The following is a 23758-nucleotide window of genomic DNA, read 5'->3' on the forward strand; positions in this document are numbered from 1 at the left end:
TGGCCGTCGGCCAGGGATCCGGCCGTGTACTTACCGCGTACCGAAACGCGCGCGGCAGCCATTGCTCACCCACACCTGGCCACGTGAGTAGCCCCAGCTGCGGCCTTCCTGGCAGGCACTGCCGGACAGCTGCTGCTGCAGCACCGGGCGGCCCTGACGCTCATCCCAGTCGCAGGTCTGCGAGCGATTGTTGTTGCTGCTGCAGGTAACTGAGTAATTGCTGTTGCCGCCGCCCCAGCCACCGCCACCACCGCCCCAGCCGCGGGCTTCGGCGAATTCGGCACGGCAGCCGCCACTGACCCAGACCGCGCCGTTGCGCACGCCCCAGGTACGCCCTTCGTTGCAGGGGCTGCCGGACAGCTGGCGGACCAGGCGGGCATTGCGCCAACCGACCGGGCAGCTGCGCTCACGGTTGTTCTGGCTCTCGCAGCGGATGGTCTCGCCGGGCCGGCCGTTGTTGCCGCCCCAGCCACCGCCATTGCCGCCGCCCCAGCCACCGCGGGCCTCGACGAATTCGGCGCGGCAACCGTTGGTGACCCAGATGCTGCCGTTACGGCTGCCCCAGGTGCGTCCTTCATCGCAGTCCGAGCCGGACAGCTGGCGCACCAGCTGCGCATTGCGCCAGCCGGTGTTGCAGACCCGTTCGCGGTTGTTCTGGCTTTCGCAGCGGACCACGCCGCTCTGCGCATGCGCGGAAGGGGCGGGCAGGGCAAGGGTGCCCGCGGCACCCAGGCTGAGGGTTACGGCCAGGCTGGCCAGGGACAGCGGTTTCATGGCGGCATCCCATACGGTGGCAGGTGCCCGACTATAGGGAGGGGGGCGATCAAGCCGGTGTGACTGGCCGGATTTGCCCCGGCCGGGGCCTCGGCCGCAGAATACGAGGCTTTCCGGCCCCCATCCGGTGCCGGCGTTCTCCAGCGGAGCTTCCCCCATGCGTACCCACTTCTGCGGCCTGGTCGATGAGACCCTGATTGGCCAGACTGTCACCCTCGCCGGCTGGACCGACGTGGCCCGTAACCAGGGCGGCGTCTGCTTCATCGATCTTCGAGATCATGAAGGCATCGTGCAGGTGACCGTGGAAGTCGACAACGCCGACGTGTTCGCCGTGGCCGCGTCGCTGGGCTACGAGGATGTGCTGCAGGTGGAAGGCGTGGTGCGTGCCCGCCACGCGGTGAACGACAAGATGCACACCGGCAAGGTGGAAGTGATCGCCACCGCCATCACCGTGCTGAACAAGGCCGCGCCGCTGCCGTTCCACGCCCACGAGAATCCGGGCGAGGAAACCCGCCTGAAGTACCGCTACCTGGATCTGCGCCGCCCGGAAATGCAGCGCATGCAGCGCACCCGCATCAAGCTGGTGCAGGCCCTGCGCCGCCATCTGGACGAAAAGGGCTTCCAGGACATCGAGACCCCGATCCTGACCAAGGCCACCCCGGAAGGCGCGCGCGACTTCCTGGTGCCGGCGCGCATGCATCCGGGCGAGTTCTACGCCCTGCCGCAGAGCCCGCAGCTGTTCAAGCAGATCCTGATGGTGGCCGGCTTCGACCGCTACTACCAGATCGCGCGCTGCTTCCGCGACGAGGCCCTGCGTGCCGACCGCCAGCTGGAATTCACCCAGCTGGACATGGAATTCGCCTTCGTCCGCGAGCGCGACGTGCAGGATTTCGTCGAGGACATGATCCGCGCCATCTTCAAGGAAGTGGTCGACGTCCAGCTGGATGCCAGCTTCCCGCGCATGACCTGGGCCGAGGCAATGCGTCGTTACGGCTCGGACAAGCCGGACCTGCGCATCGCGCTGGAGCTGGTCGACGTGGCCGAGCTGGTCAAGGACAGCGAGTTCGCCGTGTTCACCGGCCCGGCCAATGACGCCGAAGGCCGCGTCGCCGCGCTGCGCATCCCGGGCGGTGCAGCGCTCAGCCGCAAGCAGATCGACGAATACGCAGCGCATGCCGCCAAGTACGGCGCCAAGGGCCTGGCCTACATCAAGATCGCCGACAACGGCGAAGTCAGCTCGCCGATCCAGAAGTTCTTCAGCGAGGAATCCTTCGCCGCGCTGGTCGCCCATGTCGGCGCCGGTAACGGTGACATCGTGTTCTTCGGCGCCGGTGGCTACAACAAGGTCTCCGACTTCATGGGCGCGCTGCGCCTGAAGGCCGGCAAGGACTTCGGCCTGGTCGCCGACGGCTGGGCACCGCTGTGGGTCACCGACTTCCCGATGTTCGAGTGGGACGAGGAAGAACAGCGCTACGTCGCCCTGCATCACCCCTTCACCGCACCGGCCGTGGACGACATCGCCGACCTGCGTGCCAATGCCCGTACCGCCGTTTCGCGCGGCTACGACATGGTGCTCAATGGCAATGAAATCGGCGGTGGTTCGATCCGTATCCATCGTCCGGACATGCAGAGCGCGGTGTTCGAACTGCTCGGCATCGGTGCCGAAGAGGCCCGCGCCAAGTTCGGCTTCCTGCTCGACGCGCTGAACTACGGCGCGCCGCCGCACGGTGGCATCGCCTTCGGCATCGACCGCATCGCCGCGCTGATGGCCGGCACCGAGTCGATCCGCGACGTCATCCCCTTCCCGAAGACCACCGGTGCACAGGATCTGATGACCGACGCGCCGTCGCCGATCGTCGACGCGCAGCTGGCCGAAGTGCACATCCAGGTTCGCCCCAAGACCAACTGATCAGGAGATCCAGGCAATGACCGAGTTTGCGTTTTCGCTGGAGTGGGAAAAGCTGGGCAATGAAGGCTCCGAGGCCACCCTGGTCACCGAGCGTGCGCGCGTGTTCGGTGGTTGGCTGGTTCGCGTCGGAACCAACCCGGCGGCGATGGCCCTGACCTTCGTCGCCGACGGCGAAGGCCGTTGGGACGGTGAAGACTTCGGCGTCGAGGATTACGAGGACGACGAAGAGGAAGAGTACGACGAGGACGAGGAAGGCGAAGAAGAGGACGAGGACGAAGAGGAGTACGAGGAAGAGGACGAGGAAGAAGAAGCGGAATCGCCTGAAAAGGCTTGACCCGCGCTTCGCCCTGACGTCAACTTCCTGCATGTATTCGATCCGCCGCGCCACCGTGGACGACGCGCCGACCCTGTCGGCGCTGGCTGCCCGCACGTTCACCGAAACCTTCGGCCATCTGTATCCGCCGCAGGACCTGCAGGCCTTCCTCGAGGAGGCCTACACGGTCGAGCGCCAGCGCGTGATCCTGGCCCACCCCGATTACGCGGTGTGGCTGCTGGAGCTGGACGGAGAGGCGGTCGGCCATGCCGCCGCCGGCCCCTGTGGCTTGCCGCACCCGGACGTGAAGCCCGGTGACGGCGAACTCAAGCGCCTGTACCTGATCAAGACGCAGCAGAGCTGCGGCTGGGGCAGCCGCCTGCTGGAAACCGCGCTGGCCTGGCTGGAACACGAAGGCCCGCGCACGCTGTGGCTGGGCGTGTGGTCGGAGAACTTCGGCGCACAGCGTTTCTACGCCCGCTATGGATTCGAGAAGGCCGGCGAGTACCTGTTCCCGGTCGGTGATACCCAGGACCTCGAGTTCATCCTGCGCCGCGCACCGCGCGCGACCTGACGTTCACCGCCGCTTGCTGCGCGCGCGTGTTCAATCACCGTACGTTTCCGCCCCGCTGACCGCCAGGCTGTTTGCATGACTCCCCCCGTATTGCTGCTGCATGGCATCTGGAATGCCCGTGCCTGGGTCGGGCCGCTGGCCTGGCGCCTGCGCGCGCGTGGTTTCCAGGTGCACGCGTTCGGTTACTCCTCGGTGTTCGGTGGCCCCGACGTGGCCGTGCCGCAGCTGCTGGAGCGGCTGGCCGATGCCGGCCCGTTGTCGCTGGTCGGCCACAGCCTGGGGGGATTGCTGGCGCTGGAGGCCTTGCGCCGCCAGCCGCAGCTTGACGTGCAGCGCGTGGTCTGCCTGGGCTCGCCGCTGCGCGGCAGTGGCACTGCGCGTTCGCTGTCCGAGCACGGCTGGGGCCTGGCGTTGGGGCGCAGCAGCGATCTGCTGCTCGATGGCCTGCCGGACTGGCAGGGCAGGGCCGAGGTTGGCCTGATCGCCGGTTCGGTGCCGCACGGGCTGGGCAGCCTGCTGGGCGCCATCGACGATGCCTCCGACGGTACCGTGGCCCTGGCCGAGACACGACTGCCGGGCCTGGCCGACCATTGCGTGGTGCGCACCAGCCACAGTGGCCTGGTGGTATCGCCCGATGCCGCGCGGCAGACCGCGCATTTCCTGCGCCACGGCCAGTTCGATCACAGCCGCGACGCCGCCGCTGCGTAAGGCGGTTCGCCGGGCAGGGCGGTGCACTCTCGGTAGCGCCGGGCCATGCCCGGCGGCAGTAGATCCACGCCATGCGTGGATGGCGCCTTCCCGATATCCCTTCGGCCCTAGACACGGTTGCCGCCCCCGATCAGGTAGAATCCGCGCCTTGATCCTGAAGCAGCCAGACGGTAGCACCCATGGGTAGAGGCCCCTCCATCGAAGCCCGCAAGAACGCGTCCGACGCGAAGCGCGGCAAGATTTTCACCAAGATCATCCGCGAGATCGGCGTTGCCGCGCGCGGCGGTGGAGGCGACCCCAACAACAATCCGCGCCTGCGCGTGGCCGTGGACAAGGGCCTGGCCGTGAACATGTCCAAGGACGTGATCGAGCGCGCCATCAAGAAGGCTACCGGTGAACTGGAAGGCGTCGATTACGAGGAAATCCGCTACGAGGGCTACGCCCCGGGTGGCGTGGCCGTGATCGTCGACTGCCTGACCGACAACCGCGTGCGCACGGTGGCCGATGTCCGCCATGCGTTCAGCAAGTGCGGCGGCAACATGGGCACCGAAGGCTCGGTCGCCTTCATGTTCAAGCGCCTGGGCGTGCTCAGCTTCGCCCCGGGTGCCGACGAGGAAGCCATCACCGAAGCGGCCATCGAGGCCGGCGCCGATGACATCGTGGTCTACCCGGACGACGGCTCGATCGACGTGGTCACCAGCCCTGACGCGTTCAACGCGGTCAAGGATGCGATGGCCGCCGCTGGCCATGTCGCCGACCACGCCGAAATCACCTTCCGCGCGGACAACGACATCAAGGTCGAGGGCGAGGTTGCCCTGCAGGTCAAGAAGCTGCTGGACATGCTTGAAGACCTGGACGACGTGCAGGACGTGTACTCCAACGCCGAACTCGGCGCCGACGCCTACGCCTGAGCCGTCCTTGACGGCCTGGGCGCGGGCCGTTGAACGGTCACCGCGGACAGTCATGAGCCCATACGCCTGCCAGCGCCTCCCGTTCCGCCCCGCCAGGAGTGCAGCATGACCCGCATCCTCGGCATCGACCCCGGTTCGCAGCGGACCGGGGTCGGCATCATCGATGTCGACGCCACCGGCCGCGTCAGCCACGTGCACCACCAGCCGCTGGTGCTGCTCGGCGCCGACGATTTCCCGCAGCGCATGAAGCTGCTGGTGCTGGGCCTGGCTGACCTGTGCCGCGAGTACCAGCCGCAGGAAGTGGCCATCGAACGCGTGTTCATGGCCCGCAACCCCGATTCGGCGCTGAAGCTGGGCCAGGCCCGTGGCGCGGCCATTTCCGCCGTGGTGCTGCGTGACCTGCCGGTGCACGAATACGCCGCCAGCGAGATCAAGCTGGCGGTGGTCGGGCGCGGTGGCGCCGAAAAGCAACAGGTTCAACACATGGTCGGGCTCATGCTCAACCTGAAAACCAAGCTGCAGGCCGACGCGGCCGACGCGTTGGCAGTGGCGATCACCCATGCCCACGTAAGGGCAACGGCCAACCGCCTGGGGCTCAGTGCCCGCCAGGCGTGGGGCCGCAAATGAGGAGCTGCACGCAATGATCGGTCGACTGCGCGGCATCGTCGCCTACAAGGCGCCGCCGTGGCTGGTGGTGGACGTGAACGGAGTGGGCTACGAACTGGAGGCGCCGATGAGCACCTTCTACGACCTGCCCGAGCTCGGCCGCGAGGTCACCCTGTACACCCATTACTCGCAGAAGGAAGACAGCGTCTCGCTGTACGGCTTCCTGCGCGAAGGTGAGCGGCGCCTGTTCCGCGACGTGCAGAAGGTCAGTGGCATCGGCGCGAAGATCGCGCTGGCCGTGCTGTCCGGCGTCACCGTCGAGGAATTCGCGCGCATGGTCCAGGCCGGTGACATCACCGCGCTGACCCGCATTCCGGGCATCGGCAAGAAGACCGCCGAGCGCATGGTGCTGGAGCTGCGTGACCGCGCGGCGCAGTTCGGTGCCGGCGGCGCGCTGCCCACCGGCAGCGGCCCGGCCCCGGCCGATCCGCTGTCCGATGCCACCGTGGCCCTGCAGCAGCTGGGCTACAAGCCGGCCGAAGCGGCGCGCATGGCCCGCGATGCCTTCAATGAAGGTGACGAAGTGGCCACCGTGATCCGCAAGGCGCTGCAGTCGGCACTGCGCTGACCCGCCTTCCTTTCCCCCAACCCACCGCCTGAGCCTCGCCAGGAGTCCCATGTCCAGCAGTCAAACCCCGCACGCGGCCGCCCCAGGCGGTCATGGTCACGCCCCTCCAGCCGGAGGCCTGGCGCTGATCATCGGTGCGATCGGCGTGGTCTTCGGCGATATCGGTACCAGCCCGCTGTACACCCTGAAGGAGGCGTTCTCGCCGCACTACGGGCTCAACAGTGACCACGACACCGTGCTGGGCGTGCTGTCGCTGGCGTTCTGGGCGCTGAACATCGTGGTCACGCTGAAGTACGTGACCATCATCATGCGCGCCGACAACGACGGCGAGGGCGGCATCATGGCGCTGATGGCGCTGACCCAGCGCACGCTGCGCAACGGGTCGCGCTCGGCCTATGTGGTCGGCATCCTCGGCATCTTCGGTGCCTCGCTGTTCTTCGGCGATGGCGTGATCACCCCCGCGATATCGGTGCTGGGTGCGGTGGAAGGCCTGGAAGTTGCCGCGCCAGGACTGCACGCCTTCATCGTACCGATCACCGTGGTGGTACTGCTGGCGGTGTTCGCGGTACAGCGCTTCGGCACCGCGAAGATCGGCAAGCTGTTCGGGCCGATCACCTCGATCTGGTTCATTTCGCTGGCGGCGATCGGCATCTACAACATCGTCGATGCACCGGAAGTGCTGAAGGCGTTCAACCCGTGGTGGGCAATCCGCTTCTTCATGGAGCATGGCTGGCACAGCATCTTCATCCTCGGTGCGGTGGTGCTGGCAGTGACCGGCGGTGAGGCGCTGTACGCCGACATGGGCCACTTCGGTGCCAAGCCGATCCGCCACGCCTGGTACTTCTTCGTGCTGCCGTGCCTGGTGCTGAACTACCTGGGGCAGGGTGCGCTGGTGCTCAACCACCCCGAGGCGGTGAAAAATCCGTTCTTCGAAGCGGTGCCGTCGTGGGCGCTGTATCCGATGATCATCCTGGCCACCATGGCCGCGGTGATTGCCTCGCAGTCGGTCATCACCGGCGCGTTCTCGGTATCGCGCCAGGCCATGCAGCTGGGCTACATCCCGCGCATGCGGATCAAGCACACCTCGCACGACACCATCGGCCAGATCTACATCCCGGGTATCAACTGGGGCATCGCGGTGATGGTGATCGGCCTGGTGCTGGCCTTCCGCAGCTCCTCCAACCTGGCGGTGGCCTACGGCATCTCGGTGTCGGCCACCATGCTGATCGACACCCTGCTGCTGGCCCTGGTGGCGCGCTCGCTGTGGCCGAAGGCGCGCAAGTGGATCCTGCCGCTGTGTGTGGTGTTCTTCGTCATCGACCTCGGCTTCGTCATCGCCAACGGCGCCAAGCTGCTGCAGGGCGCCTGGTTCCCGGTGGTGCTGGGCATCTTCCTGTTCACCATGATGCGCACCTGGCGCCGTGGCCGCGAGCTGCTGCGCGATGAGATCCGCAAGGACGGCATCCGCCTGGATACCTTCCTGCCAGGCCTGATGCTGGCGCCGCCGGTACGCGTGCCGGGCACCGCGGTATTCCTCACCGCCGACCCGACCGTGGCTCCGCATGCGCTGATGCACAATCTCAAGCACAACAAGGTGCTGCACGAGCGCAACGTGTTCCTGCACGTGGAAACCCTGCCCATTCCCTATGCGATGGAAGGGCAGCGGCTGAAGATCGAATCGGTGGGCGACGAGTTCTACCGCGTCTACGTGCGCTTCGGTTTCATGGAGACCCCGGACGTGCCGCTGGCGCTGATGCGCTCGTGCGACCACGGCGGCATCTACTTCGACCCGATGGACACCACCTTCTTCGCCAGCCGCGAAACCATCGTCGCCACCGCCAACCGCGGCATGCCGATCTGGCGCGACAAGCTGTTCGCCCTGATGCACAGGAACGCCGCTCCGGCCACGGGGTTCTTCCGGATTCCGGGCAACAGATTGGTGGAACTGGGCGCGCAGGTGGAGATTTAATCTCCACCTGCGCTACGTCCCACGATTTGCTGCGCAAACCGTGGGTCCCGCGCGCATTCCACCTTATCCCCGCGCCTGTCGGCGCGCCCCCTTGAAACGCAGGCGCCTTGGGCGCCGGCGTTCCGCGCATTCCACCTTATCCCCTGCGCCTGTCGGCGCGCCCCCTTGAACAACAAGGGGGCTCTACTTGCGGAGACGGCGCGCGCTGGAAGAAGAGTCCGCCCGGCTCCTCAGGTCCATCCGCGCATGGCGTGGATCTACCGTGGCGACCAAGGTCGACACCCATGAGATCCGAGCCCGTGCCGACCAACGGTCGGCACCCACCAAAGCAGAATGCCGTTCCGACAGGCCGCAGGAAACTGTCGAAGGCGGGGTGGGTCCGGTTGCGGGGGCGTGAGCCGCATGGATGCGGCGACCGAGCTTACATGGACGTACTTGCAGCGTCCCCCGCAAGCGGACCCACCCCGCAATTCCCCAGGAAGCCCGCTTCGGCTGTTGCTCTGGATGTTGCCGTTGCCGTTGCCTCTGCGGGTGCCGGGCGCAGCCCGGCCGAAACCCGCGCTTTTGCCGCATAATCAGCACATGACCGACGACCGCATCATCGGCGCCGGCGCCACCCGCGAGGATGACGCCGCCGACGCCAGCATCCGCCCCAAGCGCCTTGCCGACTACCTCGGCCAGGTGCCGGTGCGCGAGCAGATGGAGATCTACATCCAGGCGGCCAAGGGGCGCGGCGACGCGCTCGACCACGTGCTGATCTTCGGGCCGCCCGGCCTGGGCAAGACCACCCTCAGCCATGTCATCGCCAACGAACTGGGCGTGGCCCTGCGGGTCACCTCCGGCCCGGTGATCGAGAAGGCCGGCGACCTCGCCGCGCTGCTGACCAACCTGCAGCCGCACGATGTGCTGTTCATCGACGAGATCCATCGCCTGTCGCCGGTGGTGGAGGAAGTGCTGTACCCGGCGATGGAAGATTTCCAGATCGACATCATGATCGGCGAGGGCCCCGCCGCCCGCTCGATCAAGATCGACCTGCCGCCGTTCACCCTGATCGGTGCCACCACCCGTGCTGGCCTTCTGACCGCGCCGTTGCGCGACCGCTTCGGCATCGTCCAGCGCCTGGAGTTCTACAGTGTCGAGGAGCTGACCCGGATCGTGCGCCGCTCGGCAGCCATCCTGGCCATCGACTGCACCGCCGATGGGGCAGGGGAGATCGCGCGCCGCGCGCGTGGCACCCCGCGTATCGCCAACCGCCTGCTGCGCCGCGTGCGCGACTATGCGCAGGTGAAGGCCGGCGGCCACATCGACGAGGCCGTGGCCCAGGCCGCGATGAAGATGCTCAAGGTCGACCCGGAGGGCTTCGACGAGCTTGACCGGCGCCTGCTCAAGACCATGGTCGACTACTTCGACGGCGGCCCGGTCGGCATCGAATCGCTGGCGGCGGCGCTGTCTGAAGAGCGCGGCACGCTGGAAGACGTGGTCGAGCCGTACCTGATCCAGCAGGGCTTCCTGGTGCGCACCGCGCGTGGCCGCATGGCCACCCACAAGGCCTACCGGCACATGGGCCTGAAGCCGAAGAACCCGCCGCAGGACCTGTTCGCGGAGGTTCCCGATGTCGGTTGAGCCCCGATTCAGTTGGCCGACACGCATTTACTGGGAAGATACCGACGCAGGTGGCGTGGTCTACCACGCCCGCTACGTGGCCTTCATGGAACGGGCCCGGACCGAATGGATGCGTGCGCTGGGCTACGGCCAGGAGCGCATGCGCGCCGAGCACGGGATGGTCTTTGCGGTGCGCTCGATGCAGATGGATTTCATCAAGCCGGCACGGCTGGATGACACCCTGCAGGTGAGTGCCCGTCTGGTCCAGCTGAAGAAGGCCAGCATGGTCTTCGACCAGCAGATCCTGCGCGACGGCGAGCTGCTGCTGTCGGCGCAGGTCCGCATCGCCGCACTGGAAGCGGCCAGTTTCCGCCCGCGTGGCATGGACGAGGCCGTCCTTGCCGTGCTGCAACCCCACCTCCACCCCGAATCCGAACACTGAGGAACAACGGATGATCGCAACGCTCCTGGCCCTGCAGGCCACGGTCACCGAGGCACTGCCGGCCGACGTCAGCAATGCCGCGACACAGACCCTTGCCCAGGCCACCACTGGCGGCGGCATCAACTACCTCGAACTGATGGCCAAGGCCAGCCTGCCGGTGAAGATCATCGTGCTGCTGCTGCTGGTCGGCTCGTTCGTCAGCTGGGTGATCATTTTCCGCAAGGCCCGCGTGTTCAAGCAGGCCACCCGCGAAGCCGACGAGTTCGAGAACCGCTTCTGGTCCGGTGCGGACCTGGGCAAGCTGTACAGCTCGGCCACCGACCGCAGCCGCAATGTCGGCGGCCTGGAAGCCATCTTCGAAGCCGGCTTCCGCGAGTACACCCGCCTGCGCGACAAGCGCCGCCTGGACGGCCGTGCCCAGCTGGAAGGCGCACAGCGTGCCATGCGCACCACCTACACCCGCGAAGTGGACCAGCTTGAGCGCAACCTGGAACTGCTGGCCAACATCGGCTCGACCGCGCCTTACGTGGGCCTGGTCGGTACCGTGTTCGGCATCATGGTGACCATGCACGACATGATCAGCAGCGGTGCGCAGGCCGGCATCGCCGCCGTCGCGCCGGGCATCTCCGAGGCACTGTTCGCCACCGCCATCGGCCTGTTCGTGGCGATCCCGGCGGTGTGGGCCTACAACCGCTTCACCACGCGCGTGGAGCGCATGTCGGTGCGGTTCGAGACCTTCGCCGAAGAGTTCAGCTCCATCCTGCAGCGCCAGAGCGCTGGCGACGAGTAAGCGCCTGACCCGGGAGTCCAAGCCATGTCCGCTGCCATCGGTCGCCGCAAGCGCCGCAAGCTGAAATCGGAAATCAACGTCGTTCCCTACATCGACGTCATGCTGGTGCTGCTGATCATTTTCATGGTCACCGCACCGCTGCTCACCCTGAGCTTCGACGTCGACCTGCCGCAGTCCAACGCCAAGGCGCTGGAGAGCAAGCAGGATCCGGTGATCGTCTCGGTGCGCCAGGACGGCCAGCTCAGCCTGAAGCTGCCCGACGCCAAGGACCCGACCGCCGTGTCGGCCGAGGAACTGGAAGGCCGTCTGGCCGGCATCGCCGCCCAGGACAAGGGCGTGCGCGTGATCGTCGCCGCCGACCGCGCCGTGGCCTATGAAAAGGTCATTGCTGCAATGGATGTGATCAAGCGCGCCAAGGTAGACAAGGTAGGCCTGGCCACCGATGCACGCTGACGCCCTGCCACCCCCGCATCAGCGCGAACCCGGCTGGGGCTTGCCCCTGGCGCTGGCGTTGCTGGTGCACCTGCTGGTCGCGCTGGTGTTCATCGTGGCCTGGTTCTGGTCGCCCGAGCGCAACACCGATGCCGCCGCCGGCGATCCCTCGGTCGAGGCCAGCCTGGCGCTGTCCGCGTCCGAGGCCTCCGCTGCACGCCAGGCCCTGCGCCAGTCGGAAAAGCTGGAAGACCTGCCGCCGCCGGTGGCCGAGCCGATCCCGGTGCCGGAAGACACCATCCCGCCGCCGCAGCCGATTCCCGAGCCGCGCCCGCAGGACGCCCCCACGCCGCAGCAGCAACAGGCGCAGGAGCGTGTCGCGCAGCCGGACACCAAGGACCAGGAAGCGGTGAGCGCGCTGGCCATCTCGCAAGAGAAGGCCAAGCAGGAACAGGAAGCCAAGCGCCGCCAGGAGCAGATCGACCTGACCGAACGCAAGCGCCAGGAAGAAGCGGAGCAGAAGCTGCGCCTGGCCAAGCAGCAGGAAGCGGACGAAAAAAAGAAGCAGGCCGAGCAGGAGCGCGTGGCGGCTGACAAGGCCGAGGCCGAGAAGCAGAAGAAGATCGCCGAGATCCGTGCCCGCCGCGAGCAGGCCGAGAAGGAAGCCAAGCTGGCCGAGCAGAAGCTGCGTCAGGTGGCAGCCGCGCGTAATGCTGCCGGCAGTGCCGCTGCCGGTTCCAGCGGTGCCTCCCAGCCGGCCGCCGGTGGCGGTGGCAACAGCGATGATCTTTCGGCCAAGTACGCGGCCGCGATCCAGGCCAAGGTGCTGTCGCAGTGGGTGCGCCCGGATACGGTGCCGCTCGGCCAGCGTTGCCAGATCACCATCACCCAGATTCCGGGGGGCACGGTGATGCAGGCCAAGGTCAGCCCGAACTGCCCGTACGACGAGGCCGGCAAGCGTTCGATCGAGGCCGCCGTGCTCAACGCGCAGCCGCTGCCGTACCGCGGCTTCGAGTCTGTGTTCGCACGCACGCTCAACTTCACCTTTACTGCCCAGGATCGCTGAGGCGGGCAAGGCAAGGTGGCTCTCGGGTCACCTCCGCCCACGGATGTCGCGCTTGCCTCTGGCGGGCCCGGTTTCAGCCGGGCAGGCTGGGGGCTGCTGTGGAATACCACCCTGCGGGGCGGTGTGGCCGGGGCAGGCGGTGCGATGTTAGCCACGACGTTAACGGTGCGTGAGAGGACGGGCTGGAACTGACCCGGAATTCACGTACCCTTGGTTCATGATTGCGAAGCGGTTCACTCCCGCTTTGTTATCCCTCGTTCCGGTTTCCCCCTATTGAGCGCTCCATGAAAAAGATGCCTCGCTGGCTTGCCGTGTTTGCGGCCCTGTTGCTGCCCTTTGCTGCCGTCGCGCAGCAGAAGGGGCTGGATATCGACATCATCGGCGGCAATGCCTCCGCGCTGCCGATCACCATCGTGCCGATGCCCTACCAGGGTTCGGCGGCTGCACCGCAGACCGACGTCGCCGGCGTGGTCCGCGCCGACCTCGAGCGTTCGGGCCAGTTCCGCACGCTGCCGGAAGCGCAGATCGTCGAAAAGCCCGTGCGGGGCGGCGACATCCAGTTCGCCACCTGGCGCGCGCTGAAGCAGAACTACATCGTGGTCGGCCGCGTGCTCGACGCCGGTGCCGGCGCCTACCGTGTCGAGTACGAACTGTTCGACGTACCGAAGGGCGAGCGCCTGCTGGGCCTGGCGATGACCGCCCGTGGCAACGCCATGCGTGACGTCGCCCACCAGATGGCCGACGCCATCTACGAGAAGATCACCGGTGTCCGTGGCGCCTTCTGGACCCGCATCGCCTACGTGACCGCCAGCGGCAAGGGCGACGCCATGCGCTACGCGCTGATGGTGGCCGACTCCGATGGCTACAACCCGCAGACCATCGTGCGTTCGGCCGAGCCGCTGCTGTCGCCGTCGTGGAGCCCGGATGGCAGCAAGCTGGCCTACGTCAGCTTCGAGCGTGGCAATTCGGCCATCTACATCCAGAACATCGGCACCGGTGCGCGTGAGCTGGTCACCAGCTTCCGCGGCATCAACAGCGCCCCGGCGTTCTCGCCGGACGGCCGCAAACTGGCCCTGACCCTGTCGCGTTCGGGTAACCCGGAAATCTACGTGATGGACCTGGGCAGCAAGCAGCTGACCCAGCTGACCAACCACTTCGCCATCGATACCGAGCCGACCTGGGCACCGGACGGCAGCGCGGTGTACTTCACCTCCGACCGCGGCGGCCGTCCGCAGGTCTACAAGGTCGGTGCGGGCGGCGGCAGCGCCGAGCGCGTGACCTTCCAGGGCAACTACAATGCCAAGCCCTCGGTGTCCTACGATGGCAAGAAGATCGCCGTCGCCCAGGGCTCGGGCAACAGCTACAAGATCGCGATGATGGACAGCTCGCTGGGTTCGCCCCGCTGGAGCACGCTGTCCCCGGGTTCGCTGGATGAATCTCCGAGCTTTGCGCCCAACGCAAGCATGGTGTTGTACGCCGCCCGCGAGGGTGGCCGTGGTGTGCTGTACGCCGTTTCTGCCGATGCGCGCGTGCGCCAGCGGTTGGTTCTGGCTGACGGAGATGTGCGCGAACCGGCATGGTCCCCATACCGTACCCAGCGCTAAAAGAGTGTTAATATTTTCGCTGTCTTGAACCCCTCATCGGCCTAGGAGCCACAAAGGTATCGCCATGAACAAGTCCACCCGCGTTCTGCTTGTTTCCCTGCTGTCTGTGGCCGTCCTGGCCGGTTGCTCGAAGAAGGTGAAGGAAGAGCCGGCAGCCCCGGTTGACACCGGCACCTCGACCACCACCCCGACCGCTCCGTCGACCTCCGGCCTGTATGGCCCGGGCGACCTGGACACCGACGCTTGCCTGCGCCAGCGCGTTGTCTACTTCGACCTGGACAAGGAAGACGTGAAGCCGGAATTCCAGGCCATCATGGCGTGCCACGCCAAGTACCTGCGTGACCGTCCGTCCTCGCGCATCACCCTGCAGGGCCACACCGACGAGCGCGGTTCGCGCGCGTACAACCAGGCCCTGGGCGAGCGTCGTGGCAACGGCGTCAACTCGGCCCTGCAGGCCAACGGTGGCTCGGCTTCGCAGCTGACCGTCGTGTCCTACGGTGAAGAGCGTCCGGTCTGCACCGAGTCGAACGAGTCCTGCTGGTCGCAGAACCGTCGCGTCGAAATCGTCTACACCGCGCAGTAATCCATGCGTATTGGCATCAAACTGATGCTGGTCGTTGCGGCAGCCCACGTGGCTGCCCCACCGGCGCATGCACAGCGACAGAGCCTGGCCGACCGCGTTGGCGCGATCGAGCAGCAGATGTACAACAACAGTGCCAACCAGGACCTGTTGAGCCAGATCAATCAGCTGCGGCAGCAGGTCACCAGCCTGCAGGCCTCGATCGAGCAGTTGCAGCACGACAACGCCCAGCTCAAGCAGTCCGCCCAGGACCAGTACCTGGATCTGGACAGCCGCCTGAACCGGTTGGAAGGGGGCAATGCCGCCCCGGCCCTGCCGCCCGTTCCGGCGAGCGCGCCGAAGGCCGCCCCGGCCCCGGCAAAACCCGCAGCGGCGGCCACTTCCGAGCGGCCGCCTTCCGTCCATGGTGATGCCGGCAGCCTTGCCGCCACCGGCGACGAGCGCACCTCCTACAACGTCGCCTTCGATTCGCTGAAGGCCGGCAAGTACGATGATTCGGCGCAGCTGTTCCTGAGCTTCCTGCAGCTGTACCCGAACGGCGTCTACGCGCCGAACGCGCTGTACTGGCTGGGCGAGAGCTACTACGCCACCCGCAATTTCCCGATGGCGGAGACCCAGTTCCGTGAACTGCTCTCGCGCTATCCGACCCACGACAAGGCCGCTGGCGGCCTGCTCAAGGTCGGCCTCTCGCAGTATGGCGAGGGCAAGGTCGACCAGGCCCAGCAGACGCTGGAGACCGTCGTGGCGCAGTACCCTGGCTCGGACGCCGCGCGCACCGCGCAGGACCGCCTGCAGTCGATCCGCCTCGGCAAGCAGATCCGCTGATCCGCTGACCGGGCGTACAATGGGTGCCCTGTAGAGCCGAGCCCACGCTCGGCTGCTTTCGTTTCCGGACCGGCAAACCCGCCCGGATCCGGTAGCGCCGGGCCATGCCCGGCGGCTTGCATCACCGGCTGGGCCACACCCGACCGGCTGCAGTTGTAGAGCCGAGCCATGCTCGGCTGCTTTCGTTACCGGCCACGGTAGCCCACCCGCCACGTGTCCCACCAAGAAGTCCCCGCCATGACCGCCGTTACCTCGTCCAGCGCCGCAGCCACGCCCAGTGAGATCGTGCAGTCGCCCCTGCCACGCCTGAAGATCACCGAGATCTTCACCTCGCTGCAGGGCGAAGCCGATACCGCTGGCTGGCCGACCGTGTTCGTGCGCCTGACCGGCTGCCCGCTGCGTTGCCAGTACTGCGACACCGCCTATGCCTTCCATGGCGGCACCTGGTGGGACATCGACGACATCGTGGCCGAGGTGCTGGCCCAGGGCGTGCGCCACGTCTGCGTGACTGGTGGCGAGCCGCTGGCGCAGAAGCGCTGCCTGGTGCTGCTGCAGAAGCTGTGCGATGCCGGCATGGACGTCTCGCTGGAAACCTCCGGTGCGCTGGACGTCAGCGCTGTGGACCCCCGGGTATCGCGCGTGGTCGACATCAAGACCCCGGGTTCGGCCGAAGTGGCGCGCAACCGCTGGGACAACCTGCCGTTGCTGACCGCCCGCGACCAGATCAAGTTCGTCATCTGCAGCCGCGAGGATTACGACTGGGCCAAGTCCCAGTTGGCCGAGCACGATCTGGTGAAGCGTTGCACCGTGTTCTTCTCGCCGAGCAAGGGTGAGATCACCGCGCGCCAGCTGGCCGACTGGATCGTCGAGGACCGGCTGCCGGTGCGCTTCCAGATGCAGTTGCATAAAATCCTGTGGAACGATGAGCCGGGCCGATGAGCCCAGGCAGCGTTCCCTGATGTAGCTCCGGCGCGGGACAGCGTGCTGGCTTTCCCCTCCCAACCGGATGTTTTACCCATGAAGAAGGCAGTCGTGCTTCTCTCCGGCGGCATGGATTCAGCCGCCGTCATCGCCATGGCCCAGGAACAGGGCTTCGCCGTGCATGCCCTGAGCGTGCGCTACGGCCAGCGCCATACTTCCGAACTGGATGCCGCCGCCCGCGTGGCCAAGGCCCAGGGCGTTATCGCGCACAAGACCGTGGACGTGGACCTGCGCAGCATCGGCGGCTCGGCGTTGACCGACGACATCGACGTGCCCGAGGCCGGCGGTGCCGGCATTCCGGTCACCTACGTGCCGGCGCGCAACACCATCATGCTGTCGCTGGCGTTGGGCTGGGCCGAAGTGCTCGGCGCCAACGACATCTTCTGCGGCGTCAACGCCGTGGACTACTCCGGCTACCCGGACTGCCGTCCCGAGTTCGTGGCCGCGTTCCAGGCGCTGGCCAACCTGGCCACCAAGTCGGGCGTGGAAGGCGCGGGCATCAAGGTGCACGCACCGCTGCAGTTCCTCAGCAAGGGCCAGATCGTCAGCGAAGGCGTGCGCCTGGGCGTGGACTTCGGCCTGACCGTGTCCTGCTACAACGCCGACGCCAACGGCGCCGCCTGCGGCCACTGCGATGCCTGCCGCCTGCGCGCGCAGGGCTTCACCGAGGCCGGCGTAGCCGACCCGACGCTGTACGCCTGAAATACGGGTGCCGGGCATGGCCCGGCGCCGCCGGGGTCTGGAATCTGGTAGTGCCGGCCGCTGGCCGGCATTCCCGTGGGTGCCAACCTTGGTTGGCACTGTCCGCTGGGCATGGCCCGGCGCTACCGCTGCCGCAACCACCCAGATGCTTCAATAAACGCCCGCACCGCCTTCGGATCGGCATAGTCCAGTTCGATCATCCGCGCGATCCCCGCCTTCTCATCAGCCTGTTGTCGCATGTACCCCTGCGCGATGCGATACCCGGCGTAATAGCCCACATCACTCACCCCGAACGGATTGCGGGCGCTGTTGTAGAGCCAGTTGTCGAGATTTTCCCCGTTCATCTCAGCAATGAAGCGCGTGCGGATTTCCGCTTCGTGTGTTGCGCCGTAGTTGTAGAAGGGTAATGCTGGCCGGCGCCCGCTCAGCCGCTCCGCCACATACTCGGCAACACCCTCGCGCACTGCATACTGGGCCAGGCTGCCGGTGGTCTCGCGCTGCTGGGTATGCACGTACTCGTGCAGGTTGTTCTGCGCGTTGTTCGCCCCCGGACGGCTGTCGTAGAAGATCCGCAGGCGGCTGCGCATCGGCTCCGGCAGCTCGCTCACGTCCACGCGCTCATCGCCCAGCGCCATCTCCGCTCCGATCAGCACCTTGTCACCCAGCGTCGTGCCGCCGGTACGCAGAACACCGACCGCATAGGTGATGTTGGCGGGGCGCAGGGCGGGGTAAAGCTCCCGGAACGCAGCCAGGTCCCGTTCCAGGGTGGTGCTGGCCTGCTGCGCGTTGGCGGTCAATGGCCGTACCGACGTCCAGAAGCGCGGCCACGTACGCATGGCCGTGGCGTATTCGCGAGCGGTGTAGTTGCGCACCTGCATCAGCGCATGCAGGCCGGGGCTGCCTGGATCGATGTAGCGCTCCTGCACCAGTGCGACCTGGCGTTCAACGTCGGGCTCGGTGCGCACGGCGTCATAGGTAGCCCAGAAGCGGCCGATATCATCAGTGACGACCTGGGGCGGGGCGGCCAGTGTTGCGCAGGGCAGCAGCAGGGCGGCAATGAGGCAGAAGGGCAGGCGCATCCGTGGCTCCGGGGAAGGATCACAGATGGGATGCGACGGAGGCCCGGAAGGTTTAAGCGGGCTCACCGGATCGGGTAGTGCCGGCCGCTGGCCGGCAACCTCATGCACCAGGGTTTCACCCGGCCCGGCAAAGTAGGGTAGAATGCCCACCCCGCCGAAAGGCTGGGGCAGTGCAATGGGCCGTTAGCTCAGTCGGTAGAGCAGAAGACTTTTAATCTTTTGGTCGAAGGTTCGAATCCTTCACGGCCCACCATTGCATCCAATGACCCAGGTCATTCAGAAAGGCACCGCAATGCGGTGCCTTTTTTGTGGCGCTCGTCCAGGGCAACTACTTCGTCCGCGCATTCTTCGCTTTAGCCGCCGCCGCGTCGGCAGCCTCCTGTGCGGCCGTTGCTGCCGCATTCGCAGAACGTGCCGCCTCCGCTTTTGCGGCCTCGAAATAGGTGAGCCGCTGCAGGTTGGTTCTGCGTTCCAGTTCCATTGCTGCGGCGAAGCTCTCCGGATGCTTTGCAGCACAGGCCTCCTGCACCAGTTGCACGGCACGATCAGACAGCCCGGGCTGGATGTTGCCGAGCAGGCAATCGGCATACGGCACGGGCGCGGCCGGGCTGGCGGCCAGCGCGGCGATGAGTACGGCACTCAACATGCAAACCTCCTTGTAGGTTTCGAAGGGACTGGTGACCAGTCCGTCCCAAGTATGGACCGGTTCTGGGTACAACGGCGGGTACGCCGGCCGGATATCCCGGCACACCCGTTCCGCCGGCCCGCGGCAGGCGAAGAACAACCCATCGCCCTCCCTTCATCCAGATGGCGGTCGGGCGTGGCCACCGACCGGCAGCGCTCAGCGGCGTGCAGCATTTCCGCCACGGTCAGCATGCCAACGGCGGCACGCTTCGCGCGTGCCATCGCGTGTTCCCGCCCGGGCGGCAGATCGGTTTCCGGCCAGGGCAGGCCGTCGGCGCCGTCGCCATCGCGGATGCGCTTGAGGCATCCCCAGAATGCGCATCCACGCATGGCGTGGATCTACTTTCGCCTGAGAACAATCGCTGCGATGACGGCTGCGATGCCGAGCGGGATCAGGACGACCGCCAGAAGAATGATCCAGTGCCAAATGCTGAAGCCCCCCATGTCCCAACTCCTTGTAGGAAACGACGAATGCTAGCAAACGCGATCGCAGTCATTTCCCGATACAGTTCAAGCATCGCGCAGCGCCGTAGCATACGTACAGGCTTGCCGAATCGGCCGACGCCTTGGCCTTGGCGTTATGCTCGGCACTTTCCCAGGATGGGCCGCTCCATGCGCTTGATCGTGCTGTCGCTGTTGTTGTCCGCTGTCTCCGCCGCGCCGTTGATGGCCGCCGAGCCGGCGCCGTCCGCACAGGCCGCTGCCGCGACCCCGCTGGTCATCGGCGAGACCTTTACCATCGAGTCGAAGGCGCTGGGCGAAACCCGCCGCATCAATGTCTACCGCCCGCAGCCGTGGGGGCTGGACCCGAAGGCACCATTGCCGGTGCTGTACATGGCCGATGGCGGCATCGGCGAGGACTTCCTGCATGTGGCCGGGCTGGTGCAGGTGCTGAGCGGCAACGGCAGCATGCGTCCGTTCCTGCTGGTAGGCATCGAGAACACCGAACGCCGCCGCGACATGACGGGCCCCAGCAGCGACCCGCAGGACCAGAAGATCGCGCCCCGCATCGGCGGTTCAGCGGCCTACCGCAGCTTCCTGCGCGATGAACTGATGCCGCAGGTGCGCCAGCGTTACCCGACTACCGACGAGCGTGCGCTGATCGGCGAGTCGTTGGCCGGCTTGTTCGTGGTCGAGACGCTGCTGCAGGAGCCGACACTGTTCAACAGCTACATCGCGCTGGACCCCAGCCTGTGGTGGAACCGGGGCACGATGTTGGCCGCTGCGGCCAAGCAGTTGCCGGCGGTGACGCGTGCGCAGCCGCGCGTGTTCCTGGCCAGCAGTGGGCAGCCGGAGCTGGCTGCGTCCGCCGCGCAGTTGGCCACGCTGCTGCAGCAGGCGTCGCCGTCGCCGCTGGTGAAGTACCTGCCACTGCCGGAGGAAACCCACGCGACGATCTATCATCCGGCCGCCTTGCAGGCACTGCGCACGCTGTTCCCGGCGCCGCCGCAGGCCTCGCCCTGATCCGGCGTGGCACTGCACCGCATGACGTGTGAGGATGCGGTAGCGGCGCCACCCGGGTGCGTCGCCCGCAACGGGAGAGCGTGGATGCAGCGTGTGCGTGGATGGAGTGTGGCGGCCTGCCTGTCCGTGAGTGGCTGTGCGATGTCGGTGGCGCCGCCGGCAGCGCAGAGTGAAGTGAAGGAGAGCGCGGCAGCCGCTGCGCCAAGCGTGGTGCTGCCGGATACGGAAGCGTTGCGCATACATGACCCCGTGGGGCGCGACTACCCGATCTGGGTGGCGCTGCCGGCCGACTATGCGGCGCATCCGGAAAAGCACTATCCGGTGCTGTACGTGACCGATGCGCTGTACAGCTTCCCGCTGGTGCGCAGCGTGCGCAATCTGGTGGGGCAGCAGGGCGTCAACATCGAGAATTTCATCCTGGTCGGTTTGCCGCCGCAGGAAGGCCTGACTTCAAAGCAGAGCCGCTCGCGCGACTACACGCCCAGCAATCCGGCGCGCACGGTCGATGGCTATTACAGTGATGACGTCACCTACGGCGGTGCCGCGCACTACCGTGATTTCTTGGCGACACAGGTGCTGCCGATGGTCGATGCGCGTTATCGCACCGATCCCGCCCGGCGCGTGTTCGCCGGTCATTCCTATGGCGCGCTGTTCGGTACCTACGTGCTGACCACCCAGCCGGACCTGTTCAGTACCTACATCCTGTCCAGTCCTTCGTTGTGGTTCGACCAGCTTCTGCTGCCGCGCATGCAGGATGCCGCAGTCATCCCGACGCAGCCTACGCGCGTGCTGCTGTCGGTGGGCAGTTACGAGACGGACAAGCCAGGGCCGCGTTATTCCACCGGCAACGACATGCTGAAGCAGACCGCGGACTTCACTGCCCAGCTGAAGCGCACGGGTCGCAAGTTGAAGGTGGACAACGTGGTGATTGAAGGCGAGGACCATCTCACGGTCTACCCGCGGGTGATCACTCGTGCACTGCTGGAGGTGATGCCGGGTGAAGGGCCGTACACCGGCGGTTGATGGAGGGCTGCATCCACGCATTGCGTGGATCTACCGGTGGTGTTGACGTGGATCCATGCCGAAGAGAAACGGAATCAGTAGATCCACGCCAGGCGTGGATGATTGCCTCAGGCCGCGCTGGCCTGCGGCGGCGGTATCAACGTGGCATCCGCTGCGTGCCGGAAGCACAGCCGGATGGCATCGAGCAGCTCGCTCATGCTGTAAGGCTTGGGCAGGAAGTGGATGCCGGCGCGCAGCTGCGGCAGCACGCGGTGCTGGTCCATGCCGGAGGTGACCAGGATCGGCAGCTGCGGCAGGTGCTCGCGCACGCGGTTGGCGGTTTCGATGCCGCTGATGCCGCCCAGGCAGACGTCGGTGAACAGCAGGTCGAACGGTTCACCGGCGTTGAGCAGGCCCAGCGCGGCCTCGGCGCTGCTGACAGCGGTGACCTGGCAGGCCTGGCTTTCCAGGGCGAGGCGACTGAGTTCCTGGGTTTCCTCGGCGTCCTCGATCAGCAGGACGCGCGGTTCCACAAAGCGCTTGGACAGCAACATGACGCGGCAACTCCGGACAACAGGGGGAGCGAAAGGCGCGCAAGTATGCGCAAGCCGGTAGTGAGCCCGGCGTGCACGGCAAGCTAAGTGGGCGTTACAGCTGTCCGCGCCGTTGGCGGCGCACGTGCCAGGCCAGCATCGCCACCGCCAGCAGCGCGGTGCCGATGCGCAGGCTGGTGGCCTGCCAGCCGAGCGCGACGGCGTCGTCAAGGCTGAACACATTCCAGGCCAGGTTCATCGAAACATGCAGGACCAGGCCGCACCACAGGGTGTCGCCGTCGAGGTGGTCAAGCCAGGCGAAGATGAAGCCGCCCACGGCGATCACTGCGCCGACGAACAGCGCGATGCCGCCACCGTCGAACCCACCGAAGCCCAGCCAGTGCACCATGCCGAACAGCAGCGCCTGCGGCAGCGCGAGCAGCGGCCACGGACCACGCACGATCTTCACCAGCAGCACGAAGCCCAGGCCGCGGAACAGCACTTCCTCGGCCAGTGGGAACAGCACGGCCAGCATCGTGGCGTCCAGCGCGGTCAGCGCGGTGTTCGGGGTGCCGAGCATCGCCAGGCCCAGCCAGCACGGCAGGCTGGCCAGCAACACCCACATCGGGCCGCCCCAACCATTCCCGCGCAGCCCGAGGCTGCCCAGCAGGCCCATGCCACGGGGCCGCAGCAGCGTGGCCAGCAGTAGTGCCACCAGCACCGCCAGCGCGTTGTCCAGCAGGCTGCCGCCGTAGGGTATGGGCAGGGCGGGAATCGGAGTCCCTGCGGCCGCAGCGATATCGCGCAGATTCAGGCCCAGGCCAACGCCCAGCAGGACCAGCAGCAGGCGCGCGGCGGTGGGCAGGCGGGACAACGCGGTCATGTACGCACTCCCTGCGGAACAGGGGCCCAGTGTGTGCGACTGCCGCCGCATCGGCACGCGTCGGAAGTCCCTGTGCCATCGGTCATGCGTTGCCGCACAGTCATCACCGCACAGGTACAGTCGATGCAGGACCGCCAGGAGCAATGCCGATGCTGTGCCCCGTGTGCAAGACCCAGACCCTGCAGATGGCCGAACGCCATGGCATCGAGATCGACTATTGCCCCGGCTGCCGGGGCGTGTGGCTGGATCGTGGTGAACTGGACAAGATCATCGAGCGTGCCGGTGCCGGTGCCGGTGCCGGTGCCGGTGCCGGTGCCGGTGCCGGTGCGGCCGTGCCGCCGCCCGCGCCTGTACAGCAGCATCCGGCATCCTCTCCGCCGCCGGTGATGCACCGTGATACCCGCCACTTGGGCCAGCGCTACGAGGACAATCGGGGCCACGGATACAAGAAAAAGAGGAAGGACAGCTTCCTGTCGGAACTGTTCGACTTCTAGGCGCTTCGCGCTTTGTAGAGTCGAGCCATGCTCGACTGGCTGTTGCCGCCAAGAGTCGAACATGGCTTGTATGTTCCTCCCGGCTCCTACGAGGTATGTAGGAGCCAGGGTGGAGGGACCGTCAAGCATGCATCTGCGGATACTAGCCGACAGACGAGTCGAGCGATCCCCATCCCGCACACGAACGTCGATAAAGGATCGTA

Annotated in this window: 26 protein-coding genes and 1 tRNA gene; 22 read left to right on the forward strand and 5 right to left on the reverse strand. The window is 66.7% G+C overall.

Annotated features, from left to right (window positions below):
* Nucleotides 1–30: 30 nt before the first annotated feature.
* Nucleotides 31–774, reverse strand: a complete 744-nt coding sequence (locus ABE423_RS03235; RefSeq protein WP_032128536.1) for a DUF3011 domain-containing protein — start codon at nt 772–774, stop codon at nt 31–33.
* A 157-nt stretch (nt 775–931) separates the two neighbouring features.
* Between ABE423_RS03235 and aspS the strand changes: the two genes are divergently transcribed.
* The 18 genes from aspS (at nt 932) to queC (ending at nt 17416) form a co-directional block, all read left to right on the forward strand.
* Nucleotides 932–2683, forward strand: coding sequence for an aspartate--tRNA ligase (gene aspS / locus ABE423_RS03240; RefSeq protein ID WP_253145646.1), 1752 nt, complete (start codon nt 932–934; stop codon nt 2681–2683).
* A gap of 16 nt (nt 2684–2699) precedes the next feature.
* Nucleotides 2700–3017 (forward strand): hypothetical protein, encoded by a 318-nt coding sequence (locus tag ABE423_RS03245; protein ID WP_032128534.1) that lies wholly within the window; start codon nt 2700–2702, stop codon nt 3015–3017.
* A gap of 31 nt (nt 3018–3048) precedes the next feature.
* On the forward strand, nt 3049–3570 hold the full coding sequence (locus ABE423_RS03250; RefSeq protein ID WP_032128533.1) for a GNAT family N-acetyltransferase: 522 nt from the start codon (nt 3049–3051) through the stop codon (nt 3568–3570).
* Nucleotides 3571–3645: 75 nt separating this feature from the next.
* Nucleotides 3646–4278 carry an alpha/beta fold hydrolase gene (locus tag ABE423_RS03255; protein ID WP_032128532.1) on the forward strand — a complete coding sequence of 211 codons (633 nt, stop codon included), beginning with the start codon at nt 3646–3648 and terminating at the stop codon, nt 4276–4278.
* Nucleotides 4279–4457: 179 nt separating this feature from the next.
* Complete coding sequence (locus ABE423_RS03260; RefSeq protein ID WP_032128531.1) at nt 4458–5189, forward strand: YebC/PmpR family DNA-binding transcriptional regulator; 732 nt, start codon at nt 4458–4460, stop codon at nt 5187–5189.
* Nucleotides 5190–5294: 105 nt separating this feature from the next.
* Nucleotides 5295–5816, forward strand: a complete 522-nt coding sequence (gene ruvC, locus ABE423_RS03265) for a crossover junction endodeoxyribonuclease RuvC (protein ID WP_032128530.1) — start codon at nt 5295–5297, stop codon at nt 5814–5816.
* Between the two features lie 13 nt (nt 5817–5829).
* A complete protein-coding gene (gene ruvA / locus ABE423_RS03270) occupies nt 5830–6423 on the forward strand; it encodes a Holliday junction branch migration protein RuvA (RefSeq protein ID WP_005410756.1) in 594 nt (197 codons plus the stop codon).
* Between the two features lie 49 nt (nt 6424–6472).
* Nucleotides 6473–8392 (forward strand): potassium transporter Kup, encoded by a 1920-nt coding sequence (locus ABE423_RS03275; RefSeq protein ID WP_032128529.1) that lies wholly within the window; start codon nt 6473–6475, stop codon nt 8390–8392.
* 582 nt (nt 8393–8974) lie between these two features.
* On the forward strand, nt 8975–10015 hold the full coding sequence (gene ruvB, locus ABE423_RS03280) for a Holliday junction branch migration DNA helicase RuvB (protein WP_010481595.1): 1041 nt from the start codon (nt 8975–8977) through the stop codon (nt 10013–10015).
* Nucleotides 10005–10436 carry a tol-pal system-associated acyl-CoA thioesterase gene (gene ybgC / locus ABE423_RS03285; RefSeq protein WP_071229045.1) on the forward strand — a complete coding sequence of 144 codons (432 nt, stop codon included), beginning with the start codon at nt 10005–10007 and terminating at the stop codon, nt 10434–10436. The genes ruvB and ybgC overlap by 11 nt, the downstream gene beginning before the upstream one ends.
* A 10-nt stretch (nt 10437–10446) precedes the next feature.
* Nucleotides 10447–11226: a protein TolQ gene (tolQ, locus tag ABE423_RS03290; protein ID WP_006438802.1), complete on the forward strand. Its 780-nt coding sequence runs from the start codon at nt 10447–10449 to the stop codon at nt 11224–11226.
* 24 nt (nt 11227–11250) lie between these two features.
* Complete coding sequence (gene tolR / locus ABE423_RS03295) at nt 11251–11679, forward strand: protein TolR (RefSeq protein ID WP_049400778.1); 429 nt, start codon at nt 11251–11253, stop codon at nt 11677–11679.
* Complete coding sequence (tolA, locus tag ABE423_RS03300) at nt 11669–12724, forward strand: cell envelope integrity protein TolA (protein ID WP_005410750.1); 1056 nt, start codon at nt 11669–11671, stop codon at nt 12722–12724. The genes tolR and tolA overlap by 11 nt, the downstream gene beginning before the upstream one ends.
* Nucleotides 12725–13008: 284 nt before the next feature.
* A complete protein-coding gene (tolB, locus tag ABE423_RS03305; protein ID WP_032128528.1) occupies nt 13009–14328 on the forward strand; it encodes a Tol-Pal system beta propeller repeat protein TolB in 1320 nt (439 codons plus the stop codon).
* 64 nt (nt 14329–14392) lie between these two features.
* Nucleotides 14393–14911: a peptidoglycan-associated lipoprotein Pal gene (pal, locus tag ABE423_RS03310; protein WP_032128527.1), complete on the forward strand. Its 519-nt coding sequence runs from the start codon at nt 14393–14395 to the stop codon at nt 14909–14911.
* 3 nt (nt 14912–14914) lie between these two features.
* Nucleotides 14915–15733 (forward strand): tol-pal system protein YbgF, encoded by an 819-nt coding sequence (ybgF, locus tag ABE423_RS03315; RefSeq protein WP_346484978.1) that lies wholly within the window; start codon nt 14915–14917, stop codon nt 15731–15733.
* 237 nt (nt 15734–15970) lie between these two features.
* Nucleotides 15971–16672, forward strand: a complete 702-nt coding sequence (gene queE / locus ABE423_RS03320) for a 7-carboxy-7-deazaguanine synthase QueE (RefSeq protein WP_197615797.1) — start codon at nt 15971–15973, stop codon at nt 16670–16672.
* Between the two features lie 78 nt (nt 16673–16750).
* Nucleotides 16751–17416: a 7-cyano-7-deazaguanine synthase QueC gene (gene queC / locus ABE423_RS03325; RefSeq protein ID WP_049422913.1), complete on the forward strand. Its 666-nt coding sequence runs from the start codon at nt 16751–16753 to the stop codon at nt 17414–17416.
* Nucleotides 17417–17538: 122 nt separating this feature from the next.
* Here the strand turns inward: queC and ABE423_RS03330 are convergent, their stop codons facing one another.
* Nucleotides 17539–18495: a DUF2268 domain-containing putative Zn-dependent protease gene (locus ABE423_RS03330; RefSeq protein ID WP_346484981.1), complete on the reverse strand. Its 957-nt coding sequence runs from the start codon at nt 18493–18495 to the stop codon at nt 17539–17541.
* Nucleotides 18496–18672: 177 nt separating this feature from the next.
* On the opposite strand from ABE423_RS03330, the gene ABE423_RS03335 reads away from it, so the two are divergent.
* Nucleotides 18673–18748, forward strand: a tRNA-Lys gene (locus tag ABE423_RS03335).
* 75 nt (nt 18749–18823) lie between these two features.
* On the opposite strand, the gene ABE423_RS03340 is transcribed toward ABE423_RS03335, so the two are convergent.
* On the reverse strand, nt 18824–19141 hold the full coding sequence (locus ABE423_RS03340; protein WP_032128523.1) for a hypothetical protein: 318 nt from the start codon (nt 19139–19141) through the stop codon (nt 18824–18826).
* 650 nt (nt 19142–19791) lie between these two features.
* Between ABE423_RS03340 and ABE423_RS03345 the strand changes: the two genes are divergently transcribed.
* Entirely contained in the window at nt 19792–20643 is an 852-nt protein-coding gene (locus tag ABE423_RS03345) for an alpha/beta hydrolase-fold protein (protein WP_293797874.1), read from the forward strand.
* Between the two features lie 84 nt (nt 20644–20727).
* Entirely contained in the window at nt 20728–21666 is a 939-nt protein-coding gene (locus tag ABE423_RS03350; protein ID WP_253145803.1) for an alpha/beta hydrolase-fold protein, read from the forward strand.
* A 107-nt stretch (nt 21667–21773) separates the two neighbouring features.
* Here the strand turns inward: ABE423_RS03350 and ABE423_RS03355 are convergent, their stop codons facing one another.
* Together ABE423_RS03355 and ABE423_RS03360 are read right to left on the reverse strand one after the other, a co-directional pair.
* On the reverse strand, nt 21774–22199 hold the full coding sequence (locus ABE423_RS03355; RefSeq protein ID WP_049400506.1) for a response regulator: 426 nt from the start codon (nt 22197–22199) through the stop codon (nt 21774–21776).
* 94 nt (nt 22200–22293) lie between these two features.
* On the reverse strand, nt 22294–23061 hold the full coding sequence (locus ABE423_RS03360; RefSeq protein ID WP_180837839.1) for a CPBP family glutamic-type intramembrane protease: 768 nt from the start codon (nt 23059–23061) through the stop codon (nt 22294–22296).
* A gap of 149 nt (nt 23062–23210) precedes the next feature.
* Between ABE423_RS03360 and ABE423_RS03365 the strand changes: the two genes are divergently transcribed.
* Nucleotides 23211–23555, forward strand: a complete 345-nt coding sequence (locus tag ABE423_RS03365) for a zf-TFIIB domain-containing protein (RefSeq protein WP_346484984.1) — start codon at nt 23211–23213, stop codon at nt 23553–23555.
* Nucleotides 23556–23758: the final 203 nt, after the last annotated feature.

Source organism: Stenotrophomonas sp. TWI1409 (assembly GCF_039673015.1).
Taxonomy (GTDB): domain Bacteria; phylum Pseudomonadota; class Gammaproteobacteria; order Xanthomonadales; family Xanthomonadaceae; genus Stenotrophomonas; species Stenotrophomonas maltophilia_A.